Origin of the sequence: Tropicibacter oceani, from assembly GCF_029958925.1 — a bacterium.
Taxonomy (GTDB): domain Bacteria; phylum Pseudomonadota; class Alphaproteobacteria; order Rhodobacterales; family Rhodobacteraceae; genus Pacificoceanicola; species Pacificoceanicola oceani.
This window is the reverse complement of sequence record NZ_CP124616.1, coordinates 2,679,123-2,702,760: the sequence shown is the minus strand read 5'-3', so window position 1 is coordinate 2,702,760 and position 23,638 is coordinate 2,679,123. Positions and strand designations below refer to the sequence as shown.

The 23,638-nt window shown below is 63.2% G+C and carries 19 protein-coding genes and 1 tRNA gene; 7 read left to right on the top strand and 13 right to left on the bottom strand.

Features of this window, described 5'->3' with window-relative positions; genetic code table 11:
- Nucleotides 1-105: 105 nt before the first annotated feature.
- The 3 genes from QF118_RS13030 to QF118_RS13020 form a co-directional block, all read right to left on the bottom strand.
- A complete protein-coding gene (locus QF118_RS13030; RefSeq protein WP_282299486.1) occupies nucleotides 106-2,043 on the bottom strand; it encodes a site-specific integrase in 1,938 nt (645 codons plus the stop codon).
- Between the two features lie 326 nt (nucleotides 2,044-2,369).
- Nucleotides 2,370-2,444: transfer RNA gene (locus tag QF118_RS13025), tRNA-Asn, on the bottom strand.
- An 80-nt stretch (nucleotides 2,445-2,524) separates the two neighbouring features.
- Entirely contained in the window at nucleotides 2,525-3,436 is a 912-nt protein-coding gene (locus tag QF118_RS13020; RefSeq protein ID WP_394357095.1) for an MBL fold metallo-hydrolase, read from the bottom strand.
- A gap of 57 nt (nucleotides 3,437-3,493) precedes the next feature.
- On the opposite strand from QF118_RS13020, the gene QF118_RS13015 reads away from it, so the two are divergent.
- Both QF118_RS13015 and QF118_RS13010 read left to right on the top strand, forming a co-directional pair.
- Nucleotides 3,494-4,786, top strand: a complete 1,293-nt coding sequence (locus tag QF118_RS13015; protein WP_282299484.1) for an ATP-binding protein — start codon at nucleotides 3,494-3,496, stop codon at nucleotides 4,784-4,786.
- Between the two features lie 227 nt (nucleotides 4,787-5,013).
- Complete coding sequence (locus QF118_RS13010) at nucleotides 5,014-5,292, top strand: hypothetical protein (protein WP_282299483.1); 279 nt, start codon at nucleotides 5,014-5,016, stop codon at nucleotides 5,290-5,292.
- 27 nt (nucleotides 5,293-5,319) lie between these two features.
- On the opposite strand, the gene QF118_RS13005 is transcribed toward QF118_RS13010, so the two are convergent.
- The 5 genes from QF118_RS13005 to QF118_RS12985 form a co-directional block, all read right to left on the bottom strand.
- Nucleotides 5,320-7,527, bottom strand: coding sequence for a hybrid sensor histidine kinase/response regulator (locus tag QF118_RS13005; protein ID WP_282299482.1), 2,208 nt, complete (start codon nucleotides 7,525-7,527; stop codon nucleotides 5,320-5,322).
- A 1-nt stretch (nucleotide 7,528) separates the two neighbouring features.
- Nucleotides 7,529-8,704 (bottom strand): FIST N-terminal domain-containing protein, encoded by a 1,176-nt coding sequence (locus tag QF118_RS13000; RefSeq protein WP_282299481.1) that lies wholly within the window; start codon nucleotides 8,702-8,704, stop codon nucleotides 7,529-7,531.
- A 42-nt stretch (nucleotides 8,705-8,746) separates the two neighbouring features.
- Nucleotides 8,747-9,439, bottom strand: a complete 693-nt coding sequence (locus QF118_RS12995; RefSeq protein ID WP_282299480.1) for a response regulator — start codon at nucleotides 9,437-9,439, stop codon at nucleotides 8,747-8,749.
- Between the two features lie 117 nt (nucleotides 9,440-9,556).
- Nucleotides 9,557-9,673: an entericidin EcnA/B family protein gene (locus tag QF118_RS12990; protein ID WP_282299479.1), complete on the bottom strand. Its 117-nt coding sequence runs from the start codon at nucleotides 9,671-9,673 to the stop codon at nucleotides 9,557-9,559.
- Between the two features lie 34 nt (nucleotides 9,674-9,707).
- Complete coding sequence (locus QF118_RS12985; RefSeq protein ID WP_282299478.1) at nucleotides 9,708-11,528, bottom strand: extracellular solute-binding protein; 1,821 nt, start codon at nucleotides 11,526-11,528, stop codon at nucleotides 9,708-9,710.
- A gap of 328 nt (nucleotides 11,529-11,856) precedes the next feature.
- Between QF118_RS12985 and QF118_RS12980 the strand changes: the two genes are divergently transcribed.
- From QF118_RS12980 to QF118_RS12970, 3 genes are read left to right on the top strand one after another with little or no spacing between them, the layout of a single operon-like run.
- Nucleotides 11,857-12,630, top strand: a complete 774-nt coding sequence (locus QF118_RS12980; RefSeq protein WP_282299477.1) for a 3-hydroxybutyrate dehydrogenase — start codon at nucleotides 11,857-11,859, stop codon at nucleotides 12,628-12,630.
- A complete protein-coding gene (locus QF118_RS12975) occupies nucleotides 12,627-12,965 on the top strand; it encodes a pentapeptide repeat-containing protein (protein WP_282299476.1) in 339 nt (112 codons plus the stop codon). The genes QF118_RS12980 and QF118_RS12975 overlap by 4 nt, the downstream gene beginning before the upstream one ends.
- Nucleotides 12,958-13,998: a patatin-like phospholipase family protein gene (locus QF118_RS12970; protein WP_282299475.1), complete on the top strand. Its 1,041-nt coding sequence runs from the start codon at nucleotides 12,958-12,960 to the stop codon at nucleotides 13,996-13,998. Before QF118_RS12975 ends, QF118_RS12970 begins: the two co-directional genes overlap by 8 nt.
- A gap of 12 nt (nucleotides 13,999-14,010) precedes the next feature.
- Here the strand turns inward: QF118_RS12970 and QF118_RS12965 are convergent, their stop codons facing one another.
- The 5 genes from QF118_RS12965 to QF118_RS12945 form a co-directional block, all read right to left on the bottom strand.
- Nucleotides 14,011-14,706, bottom strand: a complete 696-nt coding sequence (locus tag QF118_RS12965) for a DUF502 domain-containing protein (RefSeq protein ID WP_282299474.1) — start codon at nucleotides 14,704-14,706, stop codon at nucleotides 14,011-14,013.
- Between the two features lie 84 nt (nucleotides 14,707-14,790).
- Entirely contained in the window at nucleotides 14,791-15,714 is a 924-nt protein-coding gene (locus QF118_RS12960; protein ID WP_282299473.1) for a pseudouridine-5'-phosphate glycosidase, read from the bottom strand.
- Nucleotides 15,711-16,604, bottom strand: coding sequence for a PfkB family carbohydrate kinase (locus QF118_RS12955; protein WP_282299472.1), 894 nt, complete (start codon nucleotides 16,602-16,604; stop codon nucleotides 15,711-15,713). The genes QF118_RS12960 and QF118_RS12955 overlap by 4 nt, the downstream gene beginning before the upstream one ends.
- A 98-nt stretch (nucleotides 16,605-16,702) precedes the next feature.
- Nucleotides 16,703-17,584, bottom strand: coding sequence for an FAD:protein FMN transferase (locus QF118_RS12950; RefSeq protein ID WP_282299471.1), 882 nt, complete (start codon nucleotides 17,582-17,584; stop codon nucleotides 16,703-16,705).
- Nucleotides 17,581-19,689: a 4Fe-4S binding protein gene (locus tag QF118_RS12945; protein WP_282299470.1), complete on the bottom strand. Its 2,109-nt coding sequence runs from the start codon at nucleotides 19,687-19,689 to the stop codon at nucleotides 17,581-17,583. Before QF118_RS12945 ends, QF118_RS12950 begins: the two co-directional genes overlap by 4 nt.
- A 101-nt stretch (nucleotides 19,690-19,790) precedes the next feature.
- Here QF118_RS12945 and QF118_RS12940 point away from each other — a divergent pair, with 101 nt between their 5' ends.
- Both QF118_RS12940 and QF118_RS12935 read left to right on the top strand, forming a co-directional pair.
- The gene (locus tag QF118_RS12940; protein WP_282299469.1) at nucleotides 19,791-20,552 is read left to right on the top strand and encodes an ABC transporter permease; all 762 of its coding nucleotides are present in this window, start codon (nucleotides 19,791-19,793) and stop codon (nucleotides 20,550-20,552) included.
- A 169-nt stretch (nucleotides 20,553-20,721) separates the two neighbouring features.
- Nucleotides 20,722-23,601 carry a PAS domain S-box protein gene (locus QF118_RS12935; RefSeq protein ID WP_282299468.1) on the top strand — a complete coding sequence of 960 codons (2,880 nt, stop codon included), beginning with the start codon at nucleotides 20,722-20,724 and terminating at the stop codon, nucleotides 23,599-23,601.
- Nucleotides 23,602-23,638 lie beyond the last annotated feature (37 nt).

The window sequence follows — 23,638 nt, the reverse complement described above, 5'->3', positions numbered from 1 at the left end:
GGGAAACTCGGCGTTCAGCCGATTTGTGCAACAGAGCCTGAAAAGACCAGACGACGTCGCATGATCCACCGGATCGGTGAGAGTTTCTTTCTGATACTCCGGGCACTATGACTTGACCAACATGACATCCAGCCGCGGCAGTTTCTCAATTGCCTCACGCTTGATCGACAGAGGGGTGTCGTCCCGGTATGTCGAGGTGTTCGTGTCTTGGTCATCAGAGCCCTCAACGTGCCCGAGGAGATCAAGCCTTGTTACTTTGTGAACGTCATTTTCGTGAATCAGCGTGTTGTTGACGAAATGGCGAAGGCTGTGGATGCACAATTTACGCGGGTTGTCCTCCAGCGCAAACTTCATAGCGTTGCTCCACGCATTATCGAACTTTGCTCCGAACTTCTCGACGAGAAGAGCGGGATCCGCAGCTTTTGCTCGTACCGAGCCCTTGCGCGGCTTCGGGACGACATCTGGGAACAACAGGGCGTGGCCCTTGGTGCGGATGTTTTCGACGTAGTCGAGAATTCCCAGGTCGAGCAGTTGCGAGTGGATGGGGACAATACGGGTGAGCTTGTCATCCGGACCGGCGTCCTTCGCCTCACCCTTGATGCCTCGGTACTTGTTCGACTGGATGATGAATACTGGAATTCCATCGACGACCTGTACGTCTGATGCCAGCATCCCGGCGATTTCGGCCCGGCGAGCACCGGTGTACATCAAAATCAAGGGGATCCACCACTTGCCGTCGCGCGTGACGACGGGTCCGGCCTTGTGGAGCCGGTCAGCGGATTTCGCACCGGTCCAAAGGGGATGTGCGAAAAGCTGGTTGAGCTCTTCCACTCTGAAAGTCGCGCGCTTTTTGTGGCGGTTCCGACCAGATGTTTTCCTTGGTTTTAATGACTTGAGTTCCAGATCCTTAAGATCGCTCATTCCCTCGGAAACGGCCCGTCTGATCAGAAGTTCGATCGACTTCACATGGCGGTCGAGTGTACCGGATGCGAGACCTTTATCCTTGGCGGCGAGATGCTTTGCCCCCAGCAGGATGGCTTCGAGTTCCTGATGGACATCCTTGCTTGAACGCAGAAAGTTCTTGGGGAACTGCATCAACATATCGTTCCAATGCCTTAATTTTGCTTGCGTAATCTGCGTCACGCTTGTGATCCCCAAGATGAGCATGAACCGCCTGATATCTGACTGACGCTGCGTCGCCACCGCCGGTGTCATGTTCTCTGACCGAGTTGCCCGCCAGAAGACATGCGCAATGTCCATGGACCAGCCGTCGGAACCTGCAGCCAGTGCTTCATCCCGGCAGGCGGCGAAATGGTCTGCCAAGGTGGACATGGTCCGACAAACGGATTTCGGGGCAGGGCGCTGGACGGCGGATACGGGTTCCGTCGTTGTTTCCGCAGCCTTTGCAGGCGTCCGCGGACACACAGGACAAGGTTGACCGTTGTCAGGCCGCACACCGAGCGTAGTGTCATCTGGACGAGTATCGCATTGCGAAGCCGTCGAAACCACGCTGTCCATGGCGCCAGCGCTGGCCGGTTCCCGGGCGTTGGCGGCTTGTTCGTGGTGATCCGCCTGATCGCAGAGAGCTTCAAAACACGTCGGCGCAGTTCCTTTCCCCAAGGCGGCGAGGCGGGCGGAAATGTAGGCTTCGCGCAGTTGCGCGGTATGCTCCATGCTGGTGAGATCGGATTGCTTGATGTCGGGGAAGGACTGCTGGATCCGCCGCGTCTCTTCCGAAGATTGGATTTTGCGGGCTTCCAGCGCATAAAGGTGCATCGCCATCGAGAGCGTCTCTTCTGACCACTCGGGGTCGACCCTCTGGAGCGGCAGTTTGTCATTGATACCATCGTGCAGAAGGCTCTGCAGGATCATGGGCATGAGGGAGAGCTGCATCTGATTGTCTGCTCCGAAGCGTCCGGTCATCCTGGCCATACGGACTTGGCGACGTAGCGTGGACAGGCTGTCCTCGAGGCAATGCCGAAAATACTGTGCGACGAGCGCTTCGGGAAGCGGCGGGGCAACAAAAATGAAACTGTCGAACATAAGGTCGGACTCCTGCGTCAGGTGTCTGACCCAGGTAAGCGCAAGATTTTCGTCTGTCGTCCCCAGCGGGAGAGAGATCGGCGGAAAATTGCCGAAAGCCCCTGGAATTCGTCTGCGAAAGTGAAAGCGGTCGCGTTTGCGGTGCAGGTATCGAAAAGGCGTCATTGTGACCTCGACGGTTGGACCGTCGCGGACGTACATGAGACACGAAGTGAGCCGCGTGTGACCCCCGTGTGCGCCGCCTGTGTGCCAGGATCGCAGCTGAGGGGGAAAGTTAACGGAGCTACTCTCCGTTTCCTTTCAGTATCAACGGGTTAGGTTGATTATGGCTCCGGCGGTAGGGATCGAACCTACGACCAATTGATTAACAGTCAACTGCTCTACCGCTGAGCTACGCCGGAACACGTGGGCCGTATAGCAATCTCGAATCCGGGCGTCCAGTGGGTTTTGCACCAAAATTCAGGATTTTCTGAATTTCCTGTCACAAGCGTCGAAAACGCGCTGTCGCGGACAATGCCTCTTCGGGGGTTATCCAATCTTTTTGCGTCATATCAACAAGATGGCTCAGGACGTTGCGTTCGGCGGCGGGCAGCAGCGCGGCGGGCGTGTCGGTGTAAATGCGCGCGGCCAGCTCGGCCGCGGTGGCGGGGGCGTCGCCCAAGGCCTGCAGGATCGCGGCCTCGCGGCCCAGGCGATGGGCCAAAAGCGCCTCGATCCGGGCCATGGGGTCGGTGACGGGGGCGCCGTGGCCGGCATGGAACTGCCGCCAGCGGTCCGTTTGCAGCCGCCGCAGCGACGCCATGAAGGCGGTCAGATCGCCATCGGGAGGCGAGACAAGCGAGCTGGCCCAGCCCATGATCAGATCGCCGGAAAACAGCACGTCGCCCCAGGCAAAGCAAAGGTGGTTGGCCATGTGGCCCGGGGTATGCAGGGCGCGCAGGGTCCAATCCGGCCCGCTGACCTGATCGCCATCGGCCAGCAGGATATCGGGCGCAAAGGCCAGGTCCACGCCTTCGCCGCCGCCCATCAGACCCTGGTCGGCCAGCCTGGACATGATGGCGCTGCGCCCGGCGGTGGCGGGCCCGAAGCCCAGCACCGGCGCGCCGGTTTCGCGCGCCAGCGGGGCGGCCAGCGGCGAATGGTCCAGGTGGGCGTGGGTCACCAGGATATGGGTGATGCGTTGACCGGGCAAAACCGCCCGCAGAATCGCAGCAAGATGCGCGGGATCGTCCGGGCCGGGGTCGATCACCGCCAGTTCGCTTTCGCCCAGCAGATAGGTATTGGTGCCACGATAGGTCATCGGCGAGGGATTCGGCGCAAGAACCCGCCGCAGACCGGGCGCGAGAGGGTCGGCAAGGCCCGCCACGGGGCGAAACTCGGGCTGGGGGTCGATCACGGGGGCGTCCTTTTGGTGATGGCGCAGGTGCGCGGGCAAGGATAGGTTTAACGCATGTCGTTCGAATGGCTCAAACGCTATATGCCGCGCAGCCTTTATGGCCGTGCCGCGCTGATCCTGGTGCTTCCGGTTGTGACGCTGCAACTGGTGGTTTCGGTGGCTTTCATCCAGCGCCATTTCGAAGGCGTCTCTGTCCAGCTGAGCCGCGAGCTGGCGCGGGCGGTCAATCTGGCCACCGCCGAACAGGCCAGCGGGCTGGACCTGTCGCAGGCGCTGGATCTGCGTTTGTCCAAGGTCAGCGCCGATGATGTGCCACGGGCCGATTTCCGCCGTTGGTATGATTTCACCGGGATCGTGGTGATCCGCACGCTGCGCGCCCGCGTCACGGGCCTGACCCAGGTGGAATTGCCCAACGATCAAGAGGTGCGGTTGTTCGTGGCGCGCGGTGATACGCTGTTTCGGATCGCGGCGGACCGGGGGCGGGTTTCGGCCAGCAACCCGCATCAGTTGCTGATCACCATGGCGGTGTTCGGCCTGCTGATGACGTTGATTTCCTTTGCCTATCTGCGCAATCAGCTGCGCCCGATCACCCGGCTTGCCCAGGCCGCCGAGGCTTTTGGCCGGGGGCGCACCGTGCCTTATTCGCCCTCTGGCGCGATCGAGGTGCGGGCGGCGGGCCATGCCTTTCTGGACATGCGGGCGCGGATCGAACGGCAGATCGAACAGCGCACCATGATGCTGTCAGGGGTCAGTCACGACCTGCGCACGCCGCTGACGCGGATGCGCCTGGGCCTGTCCTTGCTGGATGACGAAGACCGCGAACCGCTGGAACGCGATGTCGAGGACATGCAGCAGCTGATCGACGCCTTTCTGGAATTTGCGCGCAGCGACGCCGAAACCGCCGCCGTTGAGCCGACAGACGTGGTGGCCCTGGTCCAGTCCATTGCGGAAAACGCCCAAAGGGTGGGCCAGGCGGTGACGCTGGGCGATATTCAGGGCGGCGGCGAATACCCGCTGCGGCCCCGGGCGCTGCGCCGCGCAGTCGAAAACCTGGTGGGCAATGCCATCCGCTACGGGTCGCGCTGCGAGATATCGGTGATGATCACCGCCAAGTCGCTCCGCATCCGGGTCGAGGATGACGGCCCCGGCATTCCGGTCGATCAGCGCGACGAGGCGATCCGCCCCTTTGTGCGGCTGGATCCGGCGCGCAACCAGGACAAGGGGCCGGGTGTGGGGCTGGGCCTGGCGATTGCGGCGGACATTGCGCGCGCGCATGGCGGCGTGCTGCGGCTGGGCGAAAGCGAAACGCTTGGCGGTCTGCGGGCGGACATCGTGATCGCGCTTTGAGCGGTGCATGAGCTGCGCCGCGCTTTTATCTGAAATTGAACGATAATTTATCCAATTGAACCCGGGCGGATTTTCCTAAAAACCGATCGGATGTTCATCTTTCTGCCCTTTACCGGACATGGAATAGATCAGCCGCCCCCCGAAGGTCATGGCCAGTTCGCCCGCCAGCGGCGCGATCCTTTTGCCACAGCGCCGGCTGGTCCGGCCCGACCCACAGGAGTTACCCGATGAGCCTTACCGCATTCATGACCGCCTCGGTGATTGGACTTGTTTCGCTGACCGCACAGGACACCCCGGCGCCCAAGCAATTGCTGATGGCGCAGGGCGCCCCCTTTGTCAGCAGCCAGGGCGTGGCGGCGCCGCAGGGCGATTACCGCACCATGTCGAATGGTTGCACCTACCGGCGCACGCAGGCTCCGGGCTATCCCGAACGCTGGATCCTGGTGGTCAACCCGACGCGCATCGGCATGCCGGCAGCGCCGCGCGGTTGTCGCGGCATGATGTAAGGCGGGCAGGGCGCGCCGCCCCCCGGGTCAGACCATCCGGGCGGCGGCGCTTTCCAGAACCTGGCTCAGCTTTTGGCGGTCGATCGGCTTTTGCAGAAAGGCCAGACCCAGTTCCGCGCAGTTCTGCCCCAATTCCGGCGCCCGGTTGGCCGACACGATGGCGCCGGGCAGCGGCCCCAGCCGGTCGCAGATTTCCTGGTACAGCTCCAACCCGGTCTGGCCGGGGCCCAGCTGATAGTCCAGCAGCACCGCATCGGGCGTGATTTCCAGATCGGTCAGCAGGGCCAGCGCAGAATCGGCGTCTTCGGCCTCGATCACATGCACGCCCCAGCTTTCCATCAGCACCGTGATGGCCCGGCGCATCTGCGGGTCGTTTTCCACCAACAGCGTGATCATCCCCGCCTGCGCCAGCGAAATCGGCCGCACCACGCGCGGCGTCTTGACCCCGCTGGGCGCCACCTGGCCGGCAATCGGCAGGTTCACCATGAAACAACTGCCGCGCCCGGGCTGTGACCACAGCCCGATGGGATGGCCCAGCCGGGCGCAGGCGCGTTCGACGATGGCCAGCCCCAGGCCCAGCCCGTCATTGTCCGAGGCATTGGCATCAAGGCGCTTGAACTCTTCGAAGATGGCGTTCTGGTCTTCCTCGGCGATGCCTGGGCCGGTGTCCCAGACCTCGACCCGGGCCGAGCCGCCGTTGCGCCGCACGCCCACCAGCACCCGGCCGCGATCGGTATAGCGGATGGCATTGGCCAGCAGGTTCTGCACGATGCGCCGCAAATAGGTGGCATCGCTTTCGACGCTCAGGTCGCAATCGACCAGCCGCAGTTCCAGCCCCTTGTTCTGGGCCAGCACCTCCATTTCGTCGACCAGCGGGCGCAGGATGTCGCGCAGCGACACGGTGCGGATGTCAAAGCTGATGCCGTCGCCATCCAGTTTCGAGATGTCCAGCAGCGCGTCGATGATCGCCTCGGCGCTGGTCAGGGCGCTTTCTGTCTTGGCCAGGACCGAGCTTTCGTGCGCATTGGTGCAGTGATCCGCCAGCGAAGCGATATACAGCTTGGCCGCCGACAGCGGTTGCAACAGGTCATGGCTGGCGGCGGCGACGAACCGGGACTTGGAGGCATTGGCGCGTTCGGCGGCAGACAGGGCATCCTCCAGCTCCAGCGTGCGCTCCATCACCCTTTGTTCAAGGATCTCATTGAGTTCATACAGCTTTTTCGCCGCCTCGCGTTCCGCCGTCACATCGGTGACCGAAATCACAAAGCCGCCGTCCGGCATGCCGCGGCCAAAGATCTGCAAGGTCACCGCGCCATTGCGGCGGATTTCAAAGCTGATGGCGGCGCGCGGCCCTTTCTGGCGCGCCCAATAGGCAAAGCCTTCGCGGTCAAGGCCGCGGGTGAAATCAATCTCGTCGCCCAAAAGGTCGATCAGCGCAAAAAACGACGCCCCCAGGTGCATGCGCCGGGCGGGCAGGGCCAGCAGCGTGCCGATCTTGTCGTTCCATCCGACCAGCCGCGCGTTTTCGTCAAAGATGCAGACGCCCTGGTTCAGGTGGTCCAGCGTGGCGCGGATCATGCGGGTCTGCTTGTCGCGCAGCTTGGTGCGTTCCTGCCGCTCCAGCCGGATGATGTCGGTCACGTCGGTCTGCAAGACGACCGTGCCGCCATTGGCGGTGCGGTGTTCGGACACCTGAAGCCAGCGGTCATTGGCCAGCTGCACGTTGAACATCACGCGCCGGTCCTTGTGGCGGCGCATGCGCTTTTCCGACCATTCCTGCGGCGTGGTGGTGGCCGGCAGCGCCAGGTAGCGCGATGTGCTGACCGTTTCGACATAACGCTGAAAGGCCAGGCCAGGGCGCAGATCGACCACGGTGTCGCGAAAATCGCGGCAAAAGCGCGAATTGCACATGACCAGCACATCGCCGGGATCGAACAGGGCAAAGCCTTCGGACACGGTTTCGATTGCATCGGCCAGGTTGCGCCGCGCGGCTTCGGTTTCGTTGTTGGCCTGGGCCAGCTGGGCGTTGGATTCGTGCAGCAGGTCCAGCGTGCGTTCCAGCTCCAGCGTGCGTTCGCGCACCCGCTTTTCCAAAAGCGCCGCGCGTTCGAACTGTTCATAGGCCGCGCCCGAGGGCGCCCCGCCGTATTCCACCCGCTTCATCAACGACTCGGCGATCTTGATCAGCTTGGCGTTTTGCAGATCCAGCGGGTCCGACGGGTTGACGAGCGACATCTCAGGCATCCTCGAGCGGTGGGTAGATGGCCACGCCGGTCAGCGTCTGGTTGACATGCAGCGCGCCGATCTGTTCGCCATAGGTCGAAAAGCCGACGACCTTGTGCCGGATCAGGATATCCGAGATTTCGCGGCTTTTCTGGGTCTGCCCGGCTTCGATCCGGCGCAGCAGGCAATCGCAGGCCAGGATGTGGTCGGGTTTGCCCAGGTCGGCCAGCTTTTCGAACCGCTTGTTCAGGTGATCGGCAATGTCCAGGTGATCGGCAAGGGTCAGCACCATGCCTTCGTCGATGGCCGAGAAAAAGACCAGGTCGCCGTTGTCGTCCACCCGCTGGATCGAACGCACGTGATGGGTATCGCCCAGGCGCACCACGACCGGGTGGGCGGCAAAGGTAAAGGGGGTCAGCTGGTTGGGGTCCTTGCCCAGCAGGCGGGCATATTCCTTAGCGGCAGGTTCGGCGTTGATTTCCTGCACCACGCGGCGGTCGGGATCGGCGGCGGTGACCACCATGCGCGTGGCCGTGGGCACCATGTGATCGAGGCTGAAAACCTGCACCGGGCAGCGCGTGCGCACCAGCGCGACCTGCGCCGCGTTCTGCCGCACCGTGCCGTTGCGCGACAAAAAGGTGGCGTGGAAATTTTCGCCATCGCCGGCCGAGCCGCCAAACAGCGGCGTCGGGCCCAGCCCGGCGGTCAGCACCGCGGTCAGGTGTTCCTCGCGCAGCGACAGCCCGTCGACCATCAGAAAGGCGAATTCCGACGGCATCTGCGGCGCGCGCTGGTTCAGCGCCATGCGGCTTTGGATCAACCGGTCGATCAGCGCCTGTTCGTTGAGGTTGTCCAGATCCTCGATCACCAGGGTCGTGACGGCAAAATAGGCCTCGGGGAAGGCGACGGCGATGATCTGGCCGTCTTCGTAGCCCTGTTCGCCCAGCTCTCCGGCGGTGGTGCAGGCCAAGACATCCGCCCCGCCAAAGGCGCGGTGGGTGTCGCGGGTCAACCGCGCGAAATCCGCATCGGGAGAGGCGAACAGGCAGACAAGGGCAAAAGGCCCCGGCCCAAGCCGTGCGGCCAGCGTGCCGACCCTGTCCGGCCCGTCACAGGGCACCTGGGCCACGCGCAGCGCCGCCCTTGTGCCGGTTTCCTCCCGTGCGGAGCTGTTTTGCGCTCCGTCCATGATCTTGACCCTTGTGGGGTTTCGTTGGTGCAGGATGCGGGCTTATTCGCCCATTGGCAAGACCCGGCTGAACCGTGCCTCTTGCGCGACCAGCACCGCCTGGGTGCGGCTGTGCACGCCCAGTTTGCGCATGATTGCCGTGACATGCGCCTTGACCGTGGTTTCGGCGATCGACAGGTCATAGGCAATCTGCTTGTTCAGCTTGCCTTCGCAGATCAGGTGCAGGATGCGCGCCTGCTGGTTGGTCAGCGACGCCAGCCGCGCCAGCGCATCGTCGGGGGCCGGTTCCTTGCCGGCCTGCGGGTCGATATAGCCGTCGGGCACAAAGGCCTGGCCCTTGGCCACCGCCTCGAAGGCGCGGCGAAACACCGAGCGCTGGGAATGCTTGGGCACAAAGGCATCGGCCCCGGCCTTGAGAGCATGGCTGATCATGGCGTTGTCCGCCATCGAACTGGCAATGATGATCGAGGCCTTGGGCGCCGCATTGCGCAGCCGCACCAGCCCGTCCAGGCCATTGACGTCCGGCAGGTTCAGGTCCAGCACGATCAGCCCGATGCCGGTGTCCTGTGTCACCACCTCCAGCGCCTTTTCCAGCGTCCCGGCGCTGCGGATTTCCTCGAAATCGGCGATGGATTGCAACGTGAGCGTCAGAGCATCGCAAAACAGCGGGTGATCATCGACGACCAAAGCCGTTGTCAGATTACCTTCGGGAAACTTCTGTGCCGCTTCGCTCATCGTGTTTTCTCCTCGTGACCTCAGCATAGGCGAGGGCAGGGCGAAAGGAACTAGGCGAAAAGTACTAAGGCCGCCCGGGTGTCGGGCGGCCCTTGAATGTCAGTCTGACGTTATGGGTCAGAACCAGCCCGCGACGCGCTGCGCCCCGCGCGAGATGTCCTGTCCGACGCCATCCACCGTCGCGCAGCCCGCCAGAAGGACGGCAAGCGCGACCAGGATCCCTGCTTGTTTCATCTTCGCCTCATGTCTTTTCATGCTCGGGTGGACCTTATTGGTCCTCCCACCACCATACATCAGGCTGGAATCCGATCCAATCGCCATAGGCAGGGATACGCTCGGGGTAGTGCAGTTCTGCCGCATGGGCGATGTAACTGACGTCATACTGGTCATGGAACGGGATGGCATAACGGCCTGCCGTCAGCACACGGTCCAGCGCCCGCGTGGCAGCGATGAAATCATCGCGGCTGGTCGCGGACAGCATGGTGCCGATCATCGCCTCGGCGGCGGGGTCGCAGATCCCGATCAGGTTGCGCGATCCCGGAACCTCGGCGTTTTCACACCCCCAATAGCTGTATTGCTCGTTGCCCGGCGACAGCGACAGCCCGAACCGGTTGTAAGTCATGTCATAGTCAAAGCTGCTGGTGCGTTCCTTGTACTGGGCGCTGTCGATCACGGTGATGGTCGGGCTGATCCCCAGCCGCTTGAGCGCCTCGATATAGGTGTCGGCCATCGACTCCGGCTCGCCCGAGCCCTGCGACAGCAGCAGCTCAAAGGTAAAGGGCTCGCCTTCGGCGTTTTTCATCACGCCGTCCTGCACGGTCCAGCCGGCCTGTTCAAACAGCTCGGTGGCGCGGGCGATATTGGCGCGGTTGCGCGAACTGCCGTCGCCCTGCGGCAGGGTATACCCTTCGAGCGTGCCGGGAAGCAGGTCAGCCTTGAACGGTTCCAGCAATTCGGCGACGCGCCCCGTGGCGGCGCCTTCCTGCATGCCCAGCACCGAACTGCCAAAATAGCTTTTGATACGCTGCTTGCGGCTGCCGACGATGCTTTCGTTGATGTATTCAAAGTTGAAGGCGGAAATCAGCGCCTCGCGCACGCGCCAGTCCTTGAAAATGTCGCGGCGCATGTTCATCACGAACCCGGTCATCCCGGTGGGGCGGGCGTTGGGGATTTCCGATTTCACCACCTCGCCAAGGTCAATGGCCGGAAAGTTGTACTGTTCGTCCCATTTCACCGGGTTGGTTTCGCGGTTGGAATTCAGGATGCCGGCCTTGAAGGCCTCGAACTGGGCAGTGCCATCGGAAAAGAATTCCAATCGCACTGTATCAAGGTTGTTGGTGCCGCGCGCCACCGGCACGGTGCGGCCCCAATAATCGGGGTTGCGTTTCAGTGTAACATACCGGCCGGCCTCGAAATCCTCGATCACGTAGGGGGCGGTGGAAATCGGGATCGTGTCCAGCCCGGATTCGGTGAAATCCTTGCCGTCCCACTGGGCTTTTTTCAGGATCGGGCGCATGCCCACCAGCAGCGCCAGTTCGCGGTCGTCTTCGGAGAAGGTGAACTTGATCTTGCGCTCGCCGGTCTGTTCCATGCTGGCGATCTTGCCCCACAGCCCGTGATAGCGCGGGTGGCCGATGGTGCCGAGGGTCTCGTAGCTCCACATAACGTCTTCGATGGTGACGGGGCTGCCATCGGAAAAGGCCGCCTGCGGGCGCAGGGTAAATTCCACCCATTCGCGATTCGGCCCGACGTCGATCGTTTCCGCTAACAATCCGTAAAGCGCGAAAGGTTCATCCCAATTGCGGCCCATAAGTGACTCATACGCCAAATATCGCAACTGCCAGGGTGTGGACCCTTTGAGGATGTGCGGGTTGAGGCTGTCAAAGCCGCCGACCTCGCCGGTGACGATGGTGCCGCCGGTGGGCGCATCGGCGTTTGCATAGGGCAGGGACACAAAATCCGGTGGCAGCTGCGGGTCGCCATACATAGCTATGCCATGCTGCGGGTCGGCCCCGGCCAGGGTGCCGCAGAGAATCATCGCCAGGGCCGAAGTGGCCAGGCCGCGCTTTGGGAAAAAGTTTAGATACATTTCGAAGACAATCCTCTACCGCCCTTGGTTTGTTTGGCCTGACCGTACCGGGGCTTTTACGCCTTTTCAAACTTTTAGCTTGGACTCAGGCGGCGTTTTGCATATAACTAACTCACTGCTCGATAGGTTTCTTGCCTGTATGAAACCTGCCTCAATGACTTAACCCCGGCTTCGGCCGGGGTTTTTTTCTGCCCGATTATCGGGCGGTGCCGGGCGGGCGCCTGCTGCATGAAAAACCCGTGAAACCCTTTGCCTGTTGGTAGTTTCGCTTTTGCTTTTGCGCGCGGCGGGCTAGGTTCGCTGCAAAGCAGCATCAAGGAAAGCCGCCATGAACCTCAAGGGAAAGACCGCCGTCATCACCGGATCGAACTCGGGAATCGGTTTGGGAATCGCGCATGAAATCGCCCGTGCCGGGGCCTCGGTCGTGATCAATTCCTTTACGGACCGCGCCGAAGACCACGCGCTGGCCAAGGAAATCGCGCAGGAACACGGGGTTGCGGTCCGCTACATCAAGGCGGACATGTCCAAGGCCGATGAATGCCGCGCCCTGATCGAACAGGCCGGGGCTTGTGATATCCTGATCAACAACGCCGGCATCCAGCACGTCGCGCCGATCGACGAATTCCCGGTTGAAAAATGGGATGCGATCATCTCGATCAACCTCAGCTCGGCCTTTCACACCACCGCCGCCGCGCTGCCGATGATGCGCAAGGCAGGCTGGGGCAGGGTGGTGAACATCGCCAGCGCCCATGGCCTGACCGCATCGCCCTACAAATCGGCCTATGTCGCGGCCAAGCACGGCATCGTCGGCCTGACCAAGACCACGGCGCTGGAAACCGCGCAGGAACCGATCACCGCCAACGCCATCTGCCCCGGCTACGTTCTGACCCCGCTGGTCGAAGCGCAGATCCCCGACACCATGAAGAAATACGACATGGACCGCGACGAGGTGATCAAGAAGGTCATGCTGGAACGCCAGCCCTCCAAGGAATTCGCCACGGTCGAACAGCTGGGCGGCACGGCGGTCTTTCTGTGTTCGGACGCAGCAGCGCAGATCACCGGCACCACGATTTCCGTCGACGGCGGCTGGACCGCGCTATGAGCGATTCAGAGGCCGGGCGCGACAGGCTGGAAATCGACAACATGGTCCTGTGTGGCTCGCGGCTGACGCGGGTCAGCCTGAAGGACAGCTTCTTTGGCGATGCGCATCTGATGGGCGCACGGTTCGAGGATGTGAACGGCAGCGGGCTGACCTTTGACAATGCCAACCTGACCGGCGCGCATTTTCACAACGTCAACCTGTCGCAGGCCACCATCGACGCGGCCACGCTGCAGGGGCTGGCGATCACCAACGCCAACCTGGACGGCATGACCATCAACGGTGTTCTGGTCAGCGACCTGTTCGCCGCCTATCAGGCGCAGAACCCCGATGACTGACCCGGTCCGCATCAACCTGGCGCTTCAGGGGGGCGGTGCGCATGGTGCCTTTACCTGGGGCGTGCTGGACCGGCTGCTTGAAGAAGAGAGCATCGAGATTGCCGCCATCTCCGGCACCTCGGCCGGGGCGCTGAACGGCGCGGCGCTGAAGGTCGGGATGATCAAGGGCGGGCGGCAAGGCGCGCGCGACAACCTGGACTGGCTGTGGAGCCAGATCGGCGCTCTGGACGACAGCGCCCTGCCGGTCTGGATGCACCCCTGGTTCCCCGATCCGGCCCATGTCAGCAAATCGCTGGAATATTCGCTGCCCTATGTCTGGGGCGAGGCGCTGGGGCGGATGTTTTCGCCCTATACGGTCGGGCCCTTCTATCGCAACCCGCTGGAACGCATCGTCGATCAGTTCGATTTCGCCAGTGTCTGCGCCCATGACGGCCCGGCCTTGTATGTCTGCGCCACGCAGGTGCGCAGCGGCAAGATCCGGCTGTTTTCCGGTCATCAGATCACCACACAGGCGATCCTGGCCTCGGCCTGCCTGCCGACGATGTTCCAGGCGGTCGAATGCCCCGATCCCGAAACCGGCCAGCCCGAGGCGTTCTGGGACGGCGGCTATACCGGCAACCCGGCGCTGTTTCCGTTCTTTGAACCGCAATACCCCGATGACGTGCTGGTGGTGAACATCAACCCGCTGCAGCGGGATCGCGTGCCGGTCACGCCGCCGGAAATCCAGAACCGGATCAATGAGATAAGCTTCAACTCTTCGCTGCTGCGTGAACTGCGCGCCATCGACTTTGTCCAACGCCTGTTGGCCGATGGTTCGGTCCAGTCGGGGCGGATGAAGGACGTGCGGGTGCACATGATCGCCGATGATGCGCTGATGAACGCGCTTTCCGTGGCAACCAAGGTCGTGCCGGTGCCGACGGTGATCGCCCAACTGAAAACCGCGGGCAGGCGCGCCGCCGATGATTTCCTGAACGATCATTTGCAGGATCTGGGCCGGCGTCAAACCGCCGATCTTCGGGAAATGTTTACCTGATGAAATATAGGCTTACGAGGCTTTCTTGAACGTGCCTTCGACGGTTTCCTTGGCCTTGTCGGCGTTGGGATAGACCAGACCGGCCGAAATCACCAGCTTGGCGGCGTCCTCGATGGTCATGTCCAGTTCGATCACGTCTTCCTTGGGGAAGAACAGCAAGAACCCCGAGGTCGGGTTGGGCGTGGTCGGCACGAAAACCGACACCAACCCGCCCATGGTCTGCGCCTTTTCCGCCACTTCGCCCTTGGTTTCGGTCGAAATGAAGGCCACGGCCCAGATCCCCTTGCGCGGGTATTCGATCAGGCAGGCCTTTTCAAAGCTGCGCTCGGACTGGGCGAACACCGTCTCGGCGATCTGTTTGATCCCCGAATAGATCGAGCGAACGACAGGCGTGCGTCCGACCAGCCCTTCGGCAAAGCGGATCAAGGACCGACCGATAAGCCCCTTGGCGACCCAGCCGATGATGATGGTGAAAACCAGCCCGAAAATGACGCCGACGCCGCGCAGGTTGATGCCGATGTACTGTTCAGGATTGAACCGGTCGGGCACCAAGGGCAGCACAAAGCCATCAACCCAGCCCACCAACGTCCAGACCAGCCAGATCGTCAGGCTGACCGGAACGATCACGACCAGACCGGTCAGAAAGCTCGAGCGCAACCGCGAGAACATCCCGGGGCGCTTGGGTTCTTGGTCAAAGGGGCTGGTCATGAAAGGCAGGTCTCGGCTGGCTGCTGGGAATTATGGTTAATAGCTAAGCCTTGGGATGTGACGCTACAATGGCTGATCCGCCGATCAGGCGGTTTCGCCGCGCAATTTGCACAATTCACAGGCGATTTGCGCCCCAAGCCGGGCATTGTTCAGGACCAGCGCGATATTGGCGGACAGCGACCGGCCTTCGGTCAGCTCATAGATGCGTTGCAACAGGTAGGGCGTGACGGCCTTGCCGTGGATGCCGTGGGTCTGCGCGTCGCGGGTGGCCTGGGCGATGATCGGGGCCATGACCGCATGCGGGATCTCGTCTGCCTGCGGGATCGGGTTGGCGATCAACTGCCCGCCGGGCAGGCCAAGCGCGCCGCGCATCACCTGGGCGCGGGCGATCTGGGCCGGATCATCCATGCGCAGCGGCGCCTTGTGACCGGCGCTGCGCGACCAGAAGGCGGGCAGGTCGTCCTGGCCAAAGGCGATGGTCGGCACCCCCAGCGTTTCCAGCACTTCCAGCGTCTTGGGCAGGTCCAGAATGGCCTTGGCGCCGGCGGCGATCACCGTCACCGGGCTTTGCGCCAGTTCCTGAAGATCGGCCGAAATGTCAAAACTTTGCTCGGCGCCCTTGTGCACGCCGCCGATGCCGCCGGTGGCGAAGACCCCGATCCCGGCCAGGCGCGCGGCGATCATGGTGGCGGCGACGGTGGTGGCGCCGGTGCCGCCATGCGCCATGCAGACGGCCATGTCGGCGCGGCTCAGCTTGGCGACGCCCTTGGCCTGGGCCAGCTTGTGCAACTGTTCTTCGGTCAGGCCGACGTGCAGGGTGCCCTCGATCACGGCGATGGTGGCCGGGGTGGCGCCGCCCTGGCGGATCACCTCTTCGACCTTTTGCGCCATCTCCAGGTTCTGCGGCCAGGGCATTCCGTGCGTGATAATGGTCGATTCAAGCGCGACAACCGGCTTGCCTGCGGCCAGGGCCGTGGCGACTTCGGGCGAGGGGGTGTAAAGGGTCATGAGGCGATCTCTCCGGATACATGGGCGGCGGCGGTTTGCAGGGCAAAATCCAGCGCCTTGGCGCGGCTCTGGCCCTTGCGTTCGGCGGCGATATGGGCGGCCATGAAGGTGTCGCCCGCGCCGGTCACCTTGGTGACCAGCACTTCGGGCGGGCGCTGGGAAATCAGACCATCGGCGCTGGCGTCACAGCACAGATCGCCGCCGTGGGTGACCAGCGCGCGGGCCGCGCCGCGTTCGACCAGCCGCGCGGCCGCTTCGGGGGCGGTGTCGAACCGGTCCTGGCACAGCAGTCCTGCCTCTTCGAGGTTGACGTAAAGGGTGCCGCGTCCGCCGCGCAAAAAGGGCGTCAAACGCTCGGCCTTGCCGGGCGAGGCTGGCGCGATGCGCAGGTCGGCCTGCGCGAACAGCGGGCTTTGCGCGATCTCGGCCAAAAGCGCCTCGGTCAGGTTGCCGTCCAGGGCGATCTGCCCGGTATAGGGCGTGTCCGGGCGGCCCAGCGGGCCATCCAGCAGCGGCCGCAGGATGCGCTGGCCGGCGGCCTCAAGAGAATGGGCATCGGCGATGGCGGCAATCAACCCGTTCGCGCCCTCGATCGCCATATAGCTGTCGGTGGGCAGGTCGTCCGAACGGTAGACATGGGTCATGTCCAACCCCAGCGCGATGCATTCGCGGATCAGCTCGTCGCCCTCGGCGTCGCGGCCCAGCGCGGTCAGCAGCGCCGGGCGCAGGCCAAAGCGGCCCAGCGTCATGGCGATGTTCAGCGCGACACCGCCGGGAATGCGGGTGATGCGCCCCGGCACGTCGGCCCCGGCGCGCATATGGCTGGGGGTGCGGCCGATCACGTCCCATAGGGCCGAGCCAATGCAAAGGATATCAGGAGAAGCTGTCATGGCGTTGTTTTTGACCTTGTCCGCGCAGCAGCGCAAGCCTTGGCGTGACGGCAGCGCAATTCCTGCGCTGCGGCCGGGGTTTGACGCGGGACTGTGCGTCAGCTGCCCTGGATCGTGCGCAAGTTGCCGTCGTGATCGACCAGGGTGATGCGCCGCAACTGCGCCTGATCCTTGAGCCGCCGCAACCGTTCGACCGGCAGAAAGACCGCGGCGGTCGACAGGGCGTCGGCGAGGGTGGCGCTTTGCGCTTCGATGCTGACGGTGGACCACAGCGGCGGCTGTCCTTGCGGACCAAGGATATGCGCCTGCGTTCCAAGCGACAGCGCGCCGGGGCTGGAACTGGCAATCGCGCCGGCGGTCAAAACCCGTTGGCCTATCACCCCGAACTCCGGGTCCTGCAGCCCCAGGCGATAGGGTCCGCCCAGCGCCGCGATCTCGCCGATGTCGATCAGCGCGCGGTCAAAGCCCTGCGCCTGCAGGTCGCTTCGGATCAGGTCGGTGGCAAAGCCTTGCGCGATGCCGTTCAGGGTAAGCGCCTGCCCGCTGCCCAGCCGGACCCGGCCGCCAACATCGCGGCGCACCCGGTTCCAGCCGATCAGCGCCCGGGCCGGGGCAGGGTCAGTGCCCCGGGCCAGCGCCTTCCACAGCGGCTGGACCGTCGGATCGAACAGCCCGTCCGTCAGGTCATGGGCCTGCGAAACCTGATCCAGAAGCTGCGTGAACAGGCCGGGCGCCACGGCGGCGCCGTCCCGGTTCAGGCGCGCCAGTACCGAATTCGGGCGGTAAAGGCTGAACAGGTCTTCGATCTGTTCCAGCTTGCGCGGGATCGCGGCCAAGGCCGGATCGACCGCGTCGCGTGGGCCGCTCAGCGTGACCGACACTTCGGCCCCCAGCGCCCGACCTTGCCAGGTGGCAGCATGGGCAAAACGCGGTGCGCAGGCAAAGGCGGCGGCAAGGGTCAGAAAACGGCGACGGTTCATTCGGCAGGTGTCCCGCTGGGCTGGCGGCCAAGATCGGGCGCGCGTTTCTGGCTGCGCGCCTTCAGGATCAACGGCACGCATTGGCTGGCACTGTCGTGGATCGTCACGCAGTCGAGGCATTGGAAACATTCGTCGTACTGGATTTCGCCGGTCTTGCGGATGGCGCCATAGCTGCACTTGACCCGGCACAGCTGGCAGGGCGATCCGCATTCCACCCGGCGCGGAATCCACTTGCGCAGGCGCAGCACGCCGCCAATCGCCATCAGCGCGCCAAGCGGGCACAGATAGCGGCAGAACCCCTTGAAGGTGAACAGCCCCAACCCCAGCCACAGCGCGGCATAGGCGGCATAGTACCATTCGCGCAGGAAAAACGTCGTGATGGCGGTCTTGAAGGGTTCGATCTCGGCCGCCTTGTCCATGTAGGACGGGGCAAAGACCGTGACCAGCACCAGACCCGCCAGCGCCACGTACTTCAGTTTCTTCAGCCGCTGGTCCCAAAGCCGCGAAGGTTCGATCCGCGGCAGGCGCAGAAGGCGGCCCAGATGGTGGGCAAATTCCTGCAAGGCGCCAAAGGGGCACAGCCAGCCGCAGAACAGCCCGCGCCCCCACAGCACGAACCCGGCAATGGCCGCGCCCCAGATCAGCAGCGAAAACGGATCATACAGCAAGAAGGCCAGGCTGCCGACCGAAAGCACCGCCTGAAGGCTGGCCAGGGGCGTGACGATCGACAATTGCCCCTGACCCCACCAGCCGACAAAGCCCAGCACCACCGCAAGCACGCCCAAGCGGATCGGAGTGTAGAATTTCTGCCCTGCAAGCCAGGACTGTGCGAGGAATAACAAGGGGATAAGAGCCAGCAGAAAAACTCCTGCTGCAATCATGTCGTCCTGCCGGTTGCGCACCGCCTCTTGAAAAGGGGACAATTTCTGCACCTGGCCGGGGCGCGTGAAAAAGCGTTCGGGCGTCTGGTGCGTGGCGGTCAGGGTAACACTGCCGATCTCGGGTTGGAACATCCCGTGTTCGCGGACCGCCTTGATCGAAATCTCCCAGGGGCTGGCCGGATCAAAGCCCAGCCGCCGGTCGGTGCGCAGGATCATCGCCACGCCGTCCTGCAGCGCATCGGGCAGATCCCGGGACAGTTCGACAAAGATGTCGGCATCGCGCAGGGCCACGGGAAACCCGCCCTGCTGGGCGCCGATCAGGTCAGGCGCGGTGTTGCGGACGAATTCGTCGGACACCAGCCCGTGCCTTGCGGTTTCGATCAGCAGGATCGGTTCGTCAAAGCCCGAGATGGCGGTGAAATGGTCCAGCTCGTCCAGGGTATCGGGCGACAGCAGGGCGCGGGCGATGGACCGCGGCCCAAGATCGGCCACCCAGAGGTCCAGATAGGGATCTTCGGGCGCGTCCAGCGCCTCGGGGTCGTCGTCGTCCCATGTGGTGCCTTCGAACAGGGCCTGCACCTCGGCGTTGGTGACGCGTTTGTGGGTGATCAGCCCCTGGTCCAGAACCGCCTGCCAGTCCAGCGGCTCGTCGACTTCGGGGTTTGGAAAGGCGGGGGGGCCTGCGGCGATGCCGCCCATCTTTTCGCGCGCCACCTGCAGGGCGGCGGCCAGGATCGATTCATGAGCGATGCGGACGCTGGCCGTGGCCTTGGTCACGCCATCCAGGTAAACCAGCCCCGACCCGCCAGCCCCGGAACCATAGGGCGTGCCGACCACCAGACTGTCGGAAATGGAATGGCCGCGATACTGCTCCATGAAGGCGTGAAACGGCGCCTCGCCCAGGCCCGAGACAAAGATCGGCTCGTTATGCTCCAACAGCTGCACGTCCAGAAAGCGCCCTTCGAGGTCGAGCACCACCAGCATGTTGATCGGCGCGCCGGAAAAGCCGGGCAGGGGGGCCATCGGTTCGGTTTCAAAGACATAGCCCGCATGCGCCCCGCCGGAGTTGAGCAGGTCGTAGACGCCGTTTTCCGGATCCAGATCGCCCAGCGCCATGGGGGCAAAGATGCGCGCCTCGATGGTTTCGCGGTCGCTGGGCGCGGCCTGCCCGGCGACGCAGGTTACAAGCCAGAACAAGGCGGTAAGGATATATGCGTTCCACATGATCGCGCAGACTATGCAAGCGCGCGACACCGGCATATGCGACCTTGGTTCTAGGGCAAATCCGTGACGCCATGGGCTAGTCTGCCCGGCAAGGAGGACCCATGGACGACAGGACCCGCGCGCCCTTGCATGTGACGCTGATCTCGCTTTGCGGGCTTTTGGCGCTTTGGTGGCTGGCCGCCTGGCTGGGCAATGATCCGTCGGTGCTGCCGACGCCTGCGACCGTCGCGCGCGCCATCGCCAAAGAGGCCGCTTCTGGCAAGCTGTGGCTGCATGTGTCCTCGACGCTGTGGCGGGTGATTCTGGCCTTTGGGCTGGCGATGTCGGTGGGCTGCGCGCTGGGCATCGTGCTGGGGCTGATGCCGCGGCTGAACCGCTGGGCCGATCCTTGGGTCACGGTGCTGCTGAATGTACCGGCGCTGGTGGTCATCGTGCTGTGCTATCTGTGGATCGGCTTGAACGAGCTGGCCGCCATCGTCGCCGTCGCCCTGAACAAGACGGCCATGGTGACAGTGACGATCCGAGAAGGGGTGCGGGCCATGGACCCCGGCGTGTCCGACATGGCCCGCCTGTACAAGATGAGCCTGCCGCGCCGCCTGGTGCATGTGATCTGGCCGCAGCTTGGCCCCTTTGTCGCGGCCAGCACGCGCAATGGTCTGGCGGTGATCTGGAAAATCGTTCTGGTGGTCGAATTCCTTGGCCGCTCGAACGGGGTGGGGTTCCAGATTCACTTGTATTTCCAGCTTTTCGATACGGCGATGGTGCTGGCCTATGCTTTCAGCTTTACCGCCGTCATGCTGCTGATCGAATACCTGATCGTGCAACGCTGGGAACGGCGCGCCAATGCCTGGCGCGCGATCTGAGGGGGCGGCCAAGCCTTTTGTGTGCCCATGTTTCGCCGGCTGTGACAGGCTCGACACTCAGGCAGCGCGCCCCAAAGCGGGAAAACTGGTATTTCCGCTTTTGTTTCAACCACAAACTGCGCGATAACTGAGCGGGCGCATTACAATGGAATTGGAAAAGTCGACCGAAATGGCCAAAACAGGTGAAGAAGGCAATCAGCGACTGAACGAAATTCTGCGCGATGTGGTGACCAAACGCGAATTCAGCGCCCTGGATTTCGACGAATGCCTTTTGTATTTCTGCAAATTGCTGTCGCAATCCCTGGGTGTCCGCCGTGTCGGCATATGGGAGCTGAGCACCGACAAATCCCGGCTGAGCGTTCTGGTGCAATGGGACAGCGAGGCCGGATTGCTGCGCGACACCGCGACGCTGAACGCCGACGCCGCGCAGGCCTATTTTGACGCGATCAATGAAAACTGCGTTCTGCCGATCCGTGACACCCTGAACGATCCGCGATGCGCCGGGCTGGTTCCCGATTACCTGGTGCGGACCGGGGTGCGCGCCATGCTTGATTGCCCGGTTCGGACCTACACCGGCCTGACCGGGATCGTTTGCATCGAAACGGTCGAAGGCCCGCGTGACTGGACCGAGGCCGAGCGCAACTTTGCCTTTGCGATTTCCGATCTGGTGGCGTTGTCCATCGAACATTGGGGCCGGGTGATTTCGGAACAGGCCGCCGGGACGCATGAACAACGCCTGAAGGTCTATACCGAACTGGCCACCGACTGGCTGTGGGAAACCGACACCGACCTGCGCTTTCAGTTTCTCGAAGGCAATCAGGCCAATGACGGCCAGATGCCAAAGGATTATATCGGCAAGCGCCTGTGGGAGGTCCCCGTCCTGACGCCGCTGCACGGCGATTGGGAAAGCCTGAAATCGCGGATGGCGCAGCACAAGCGCGTGACCGGCTTTGTCGTCGGCGCCGATCTGGCGGGCGATGGCATCCACTATGCCGAGATTTCCGGCCTGCCAAAATTCGACGAACAGGGCCGCTATGTCGGCTATTACGGCACCGCGCGCGACGTGACGCAACGGGTGCGTCAAAGCCTTGCGCTTTCGGAAAGTGAACAGAAATTCAAGCACGCTTCGCATATCGCGCGCCTGGGCCATTGGACCTGGGACGAAGTCAACGACCGCTGCACCTATTGCTCGTCCGAGCTCGAGGAAATCTATGGCGTTTCGGTCGAGGAACTGTTGCGGCGCACGGCCTCGCATCAGGATCGGCTGGCCTGGGTGCACAGCGACGACCGGGACCGCTTTGACCAGGTGCTGAAAACAGCGCGCCAGACCAAGGCCGGTTACGAGATGACCATGCGCATCGTGCGCGACGACGGGACCGAACGCACCCTGCATCACCACGCCGAACCGGTGCTCAATGCCCAGGGCGATCTGGTGGCGACGCATGGGGTGCTTTTGGACATCACCGAAAACGCGCGCATCCAGGCGCAGTTGCAGCTGCAACAGGGCCGCCTGACCAGCATCATCGACCATCTGCCCGGCGCCGTGTACCGGGTGAAATGGGATGCCGTGTTCAGCAATATCTATCGCAGCCGCGGCTATCTGCGCCATTTCGTCGATCCTGCGCTGGGCGGCGACGACTGGGCCCTGCAAGGCGATCTGCCGGGCCTTGAGATGGATTCGGCAGACCGGGCGCGCATCGAAGCGCTGCTGCGCGACGCCGTGGCGCGCGACGTCCCCTACGAGGTCGAATATCCCATCACCCTGCGCGACGGTTCGACCAAGTGGGTCTTTGATCGCGGACGCCCGGTGCGCATGGACAACGGCGAGGTCGAGCTGGAAGGCATCATGCTGGACATCACCGACCGCCACGCCGCCGAGGAAGCCCTGGCCCATGGTCAGCGGCTTGAGGCCATCGGCAAGCTGACGGGCGGGATCGCCCATGATTTCAACAACCTTCTGGCCGTCATCCTGGGCAACCTGGAACTGCTGCGCGGCGATTTGGACAAACCGACGCTGATCGAACTGATCGACGCAGGCATCGAGGCCGTGCACCGCGGCGCCGACCTGAACAAGAACATGCTGGCCTTTGCCCGCAAATCGCGGCTGACGATGGAAGTGCTGGACCTGAACGACGTGGCCCGCAAGTCCAAGAACTGGATCGGCCGGACCCTGCCGGAAAACATTGATGTCGAAACCTCGCTTCTGGCCGGGCTCTGGCCGATCGAAGCAGACATCAGCTCGACCGAAAGCGCGATTCTCAACCTGGTGTTGAACGCCCGCGATGCCATGCCCCAGGGCGGCCGGTTGACCATCGAAACATCGAACGTGCGCATCGACGAACACTATGTCCAAAGCCGGCACGAGGATCTCGCGCCGGGGCGCTATGTCATGCTGGCGGTCAGCGACACCGGCCACGGGATTCCCGACGAGGTGCGCGCCCATATCTTTGAACCCTTCTACACGACCAAGCCGCAGGGGATGGGGTCGGGCCTGGGGCTGTCGATGATCCTGGGCTTCATGAAGCAATCGGGGGGCACGGTCCGGGTCTACTCCGAACCGGGCGTTGGCACGACCTTCAAGCTGTATTTCAAGGCCCTGTCGCGCGGCGCCCAGGTCGAAACCGCCCGCGCCCGGGACACGGGCATCGTGGGGCAAGGCAGCGCCGAAATCCTGGTGGTTGAGGATGAACATGGCGTCCTGCAGGTGCTGGACACGATGCTGACCAAAGTGGGTTACACCGTTCACACCGCCCGTTCAGGGGACGAAGCCTATGCCATGTTCCAAGAAGGACTGCACTTTGACCTTTTGCTGACCGACATCGTCATGCCGGGGGAAAAGCAGGGCACCACTTTGGCCAAGGCGCTGCGCGCCCATCGCCCCGATCTGCCAGTGGTCTTCATGTCAGGCTATGCCAACGAGGCGACAGTGCACGGCAACGGTCTGCTGCCCGAGGATATCCGCCTGATGAAACCGGTGTCGCGCAGTGATCTGATCATGGCCATCGAAAAGGCGCTGGGGCAGGGCGGGAGCCGGTCTGACACGCCCTGACCGCGCGCGCCGGGCGCCACTGCGGTGCTTCGGGCAA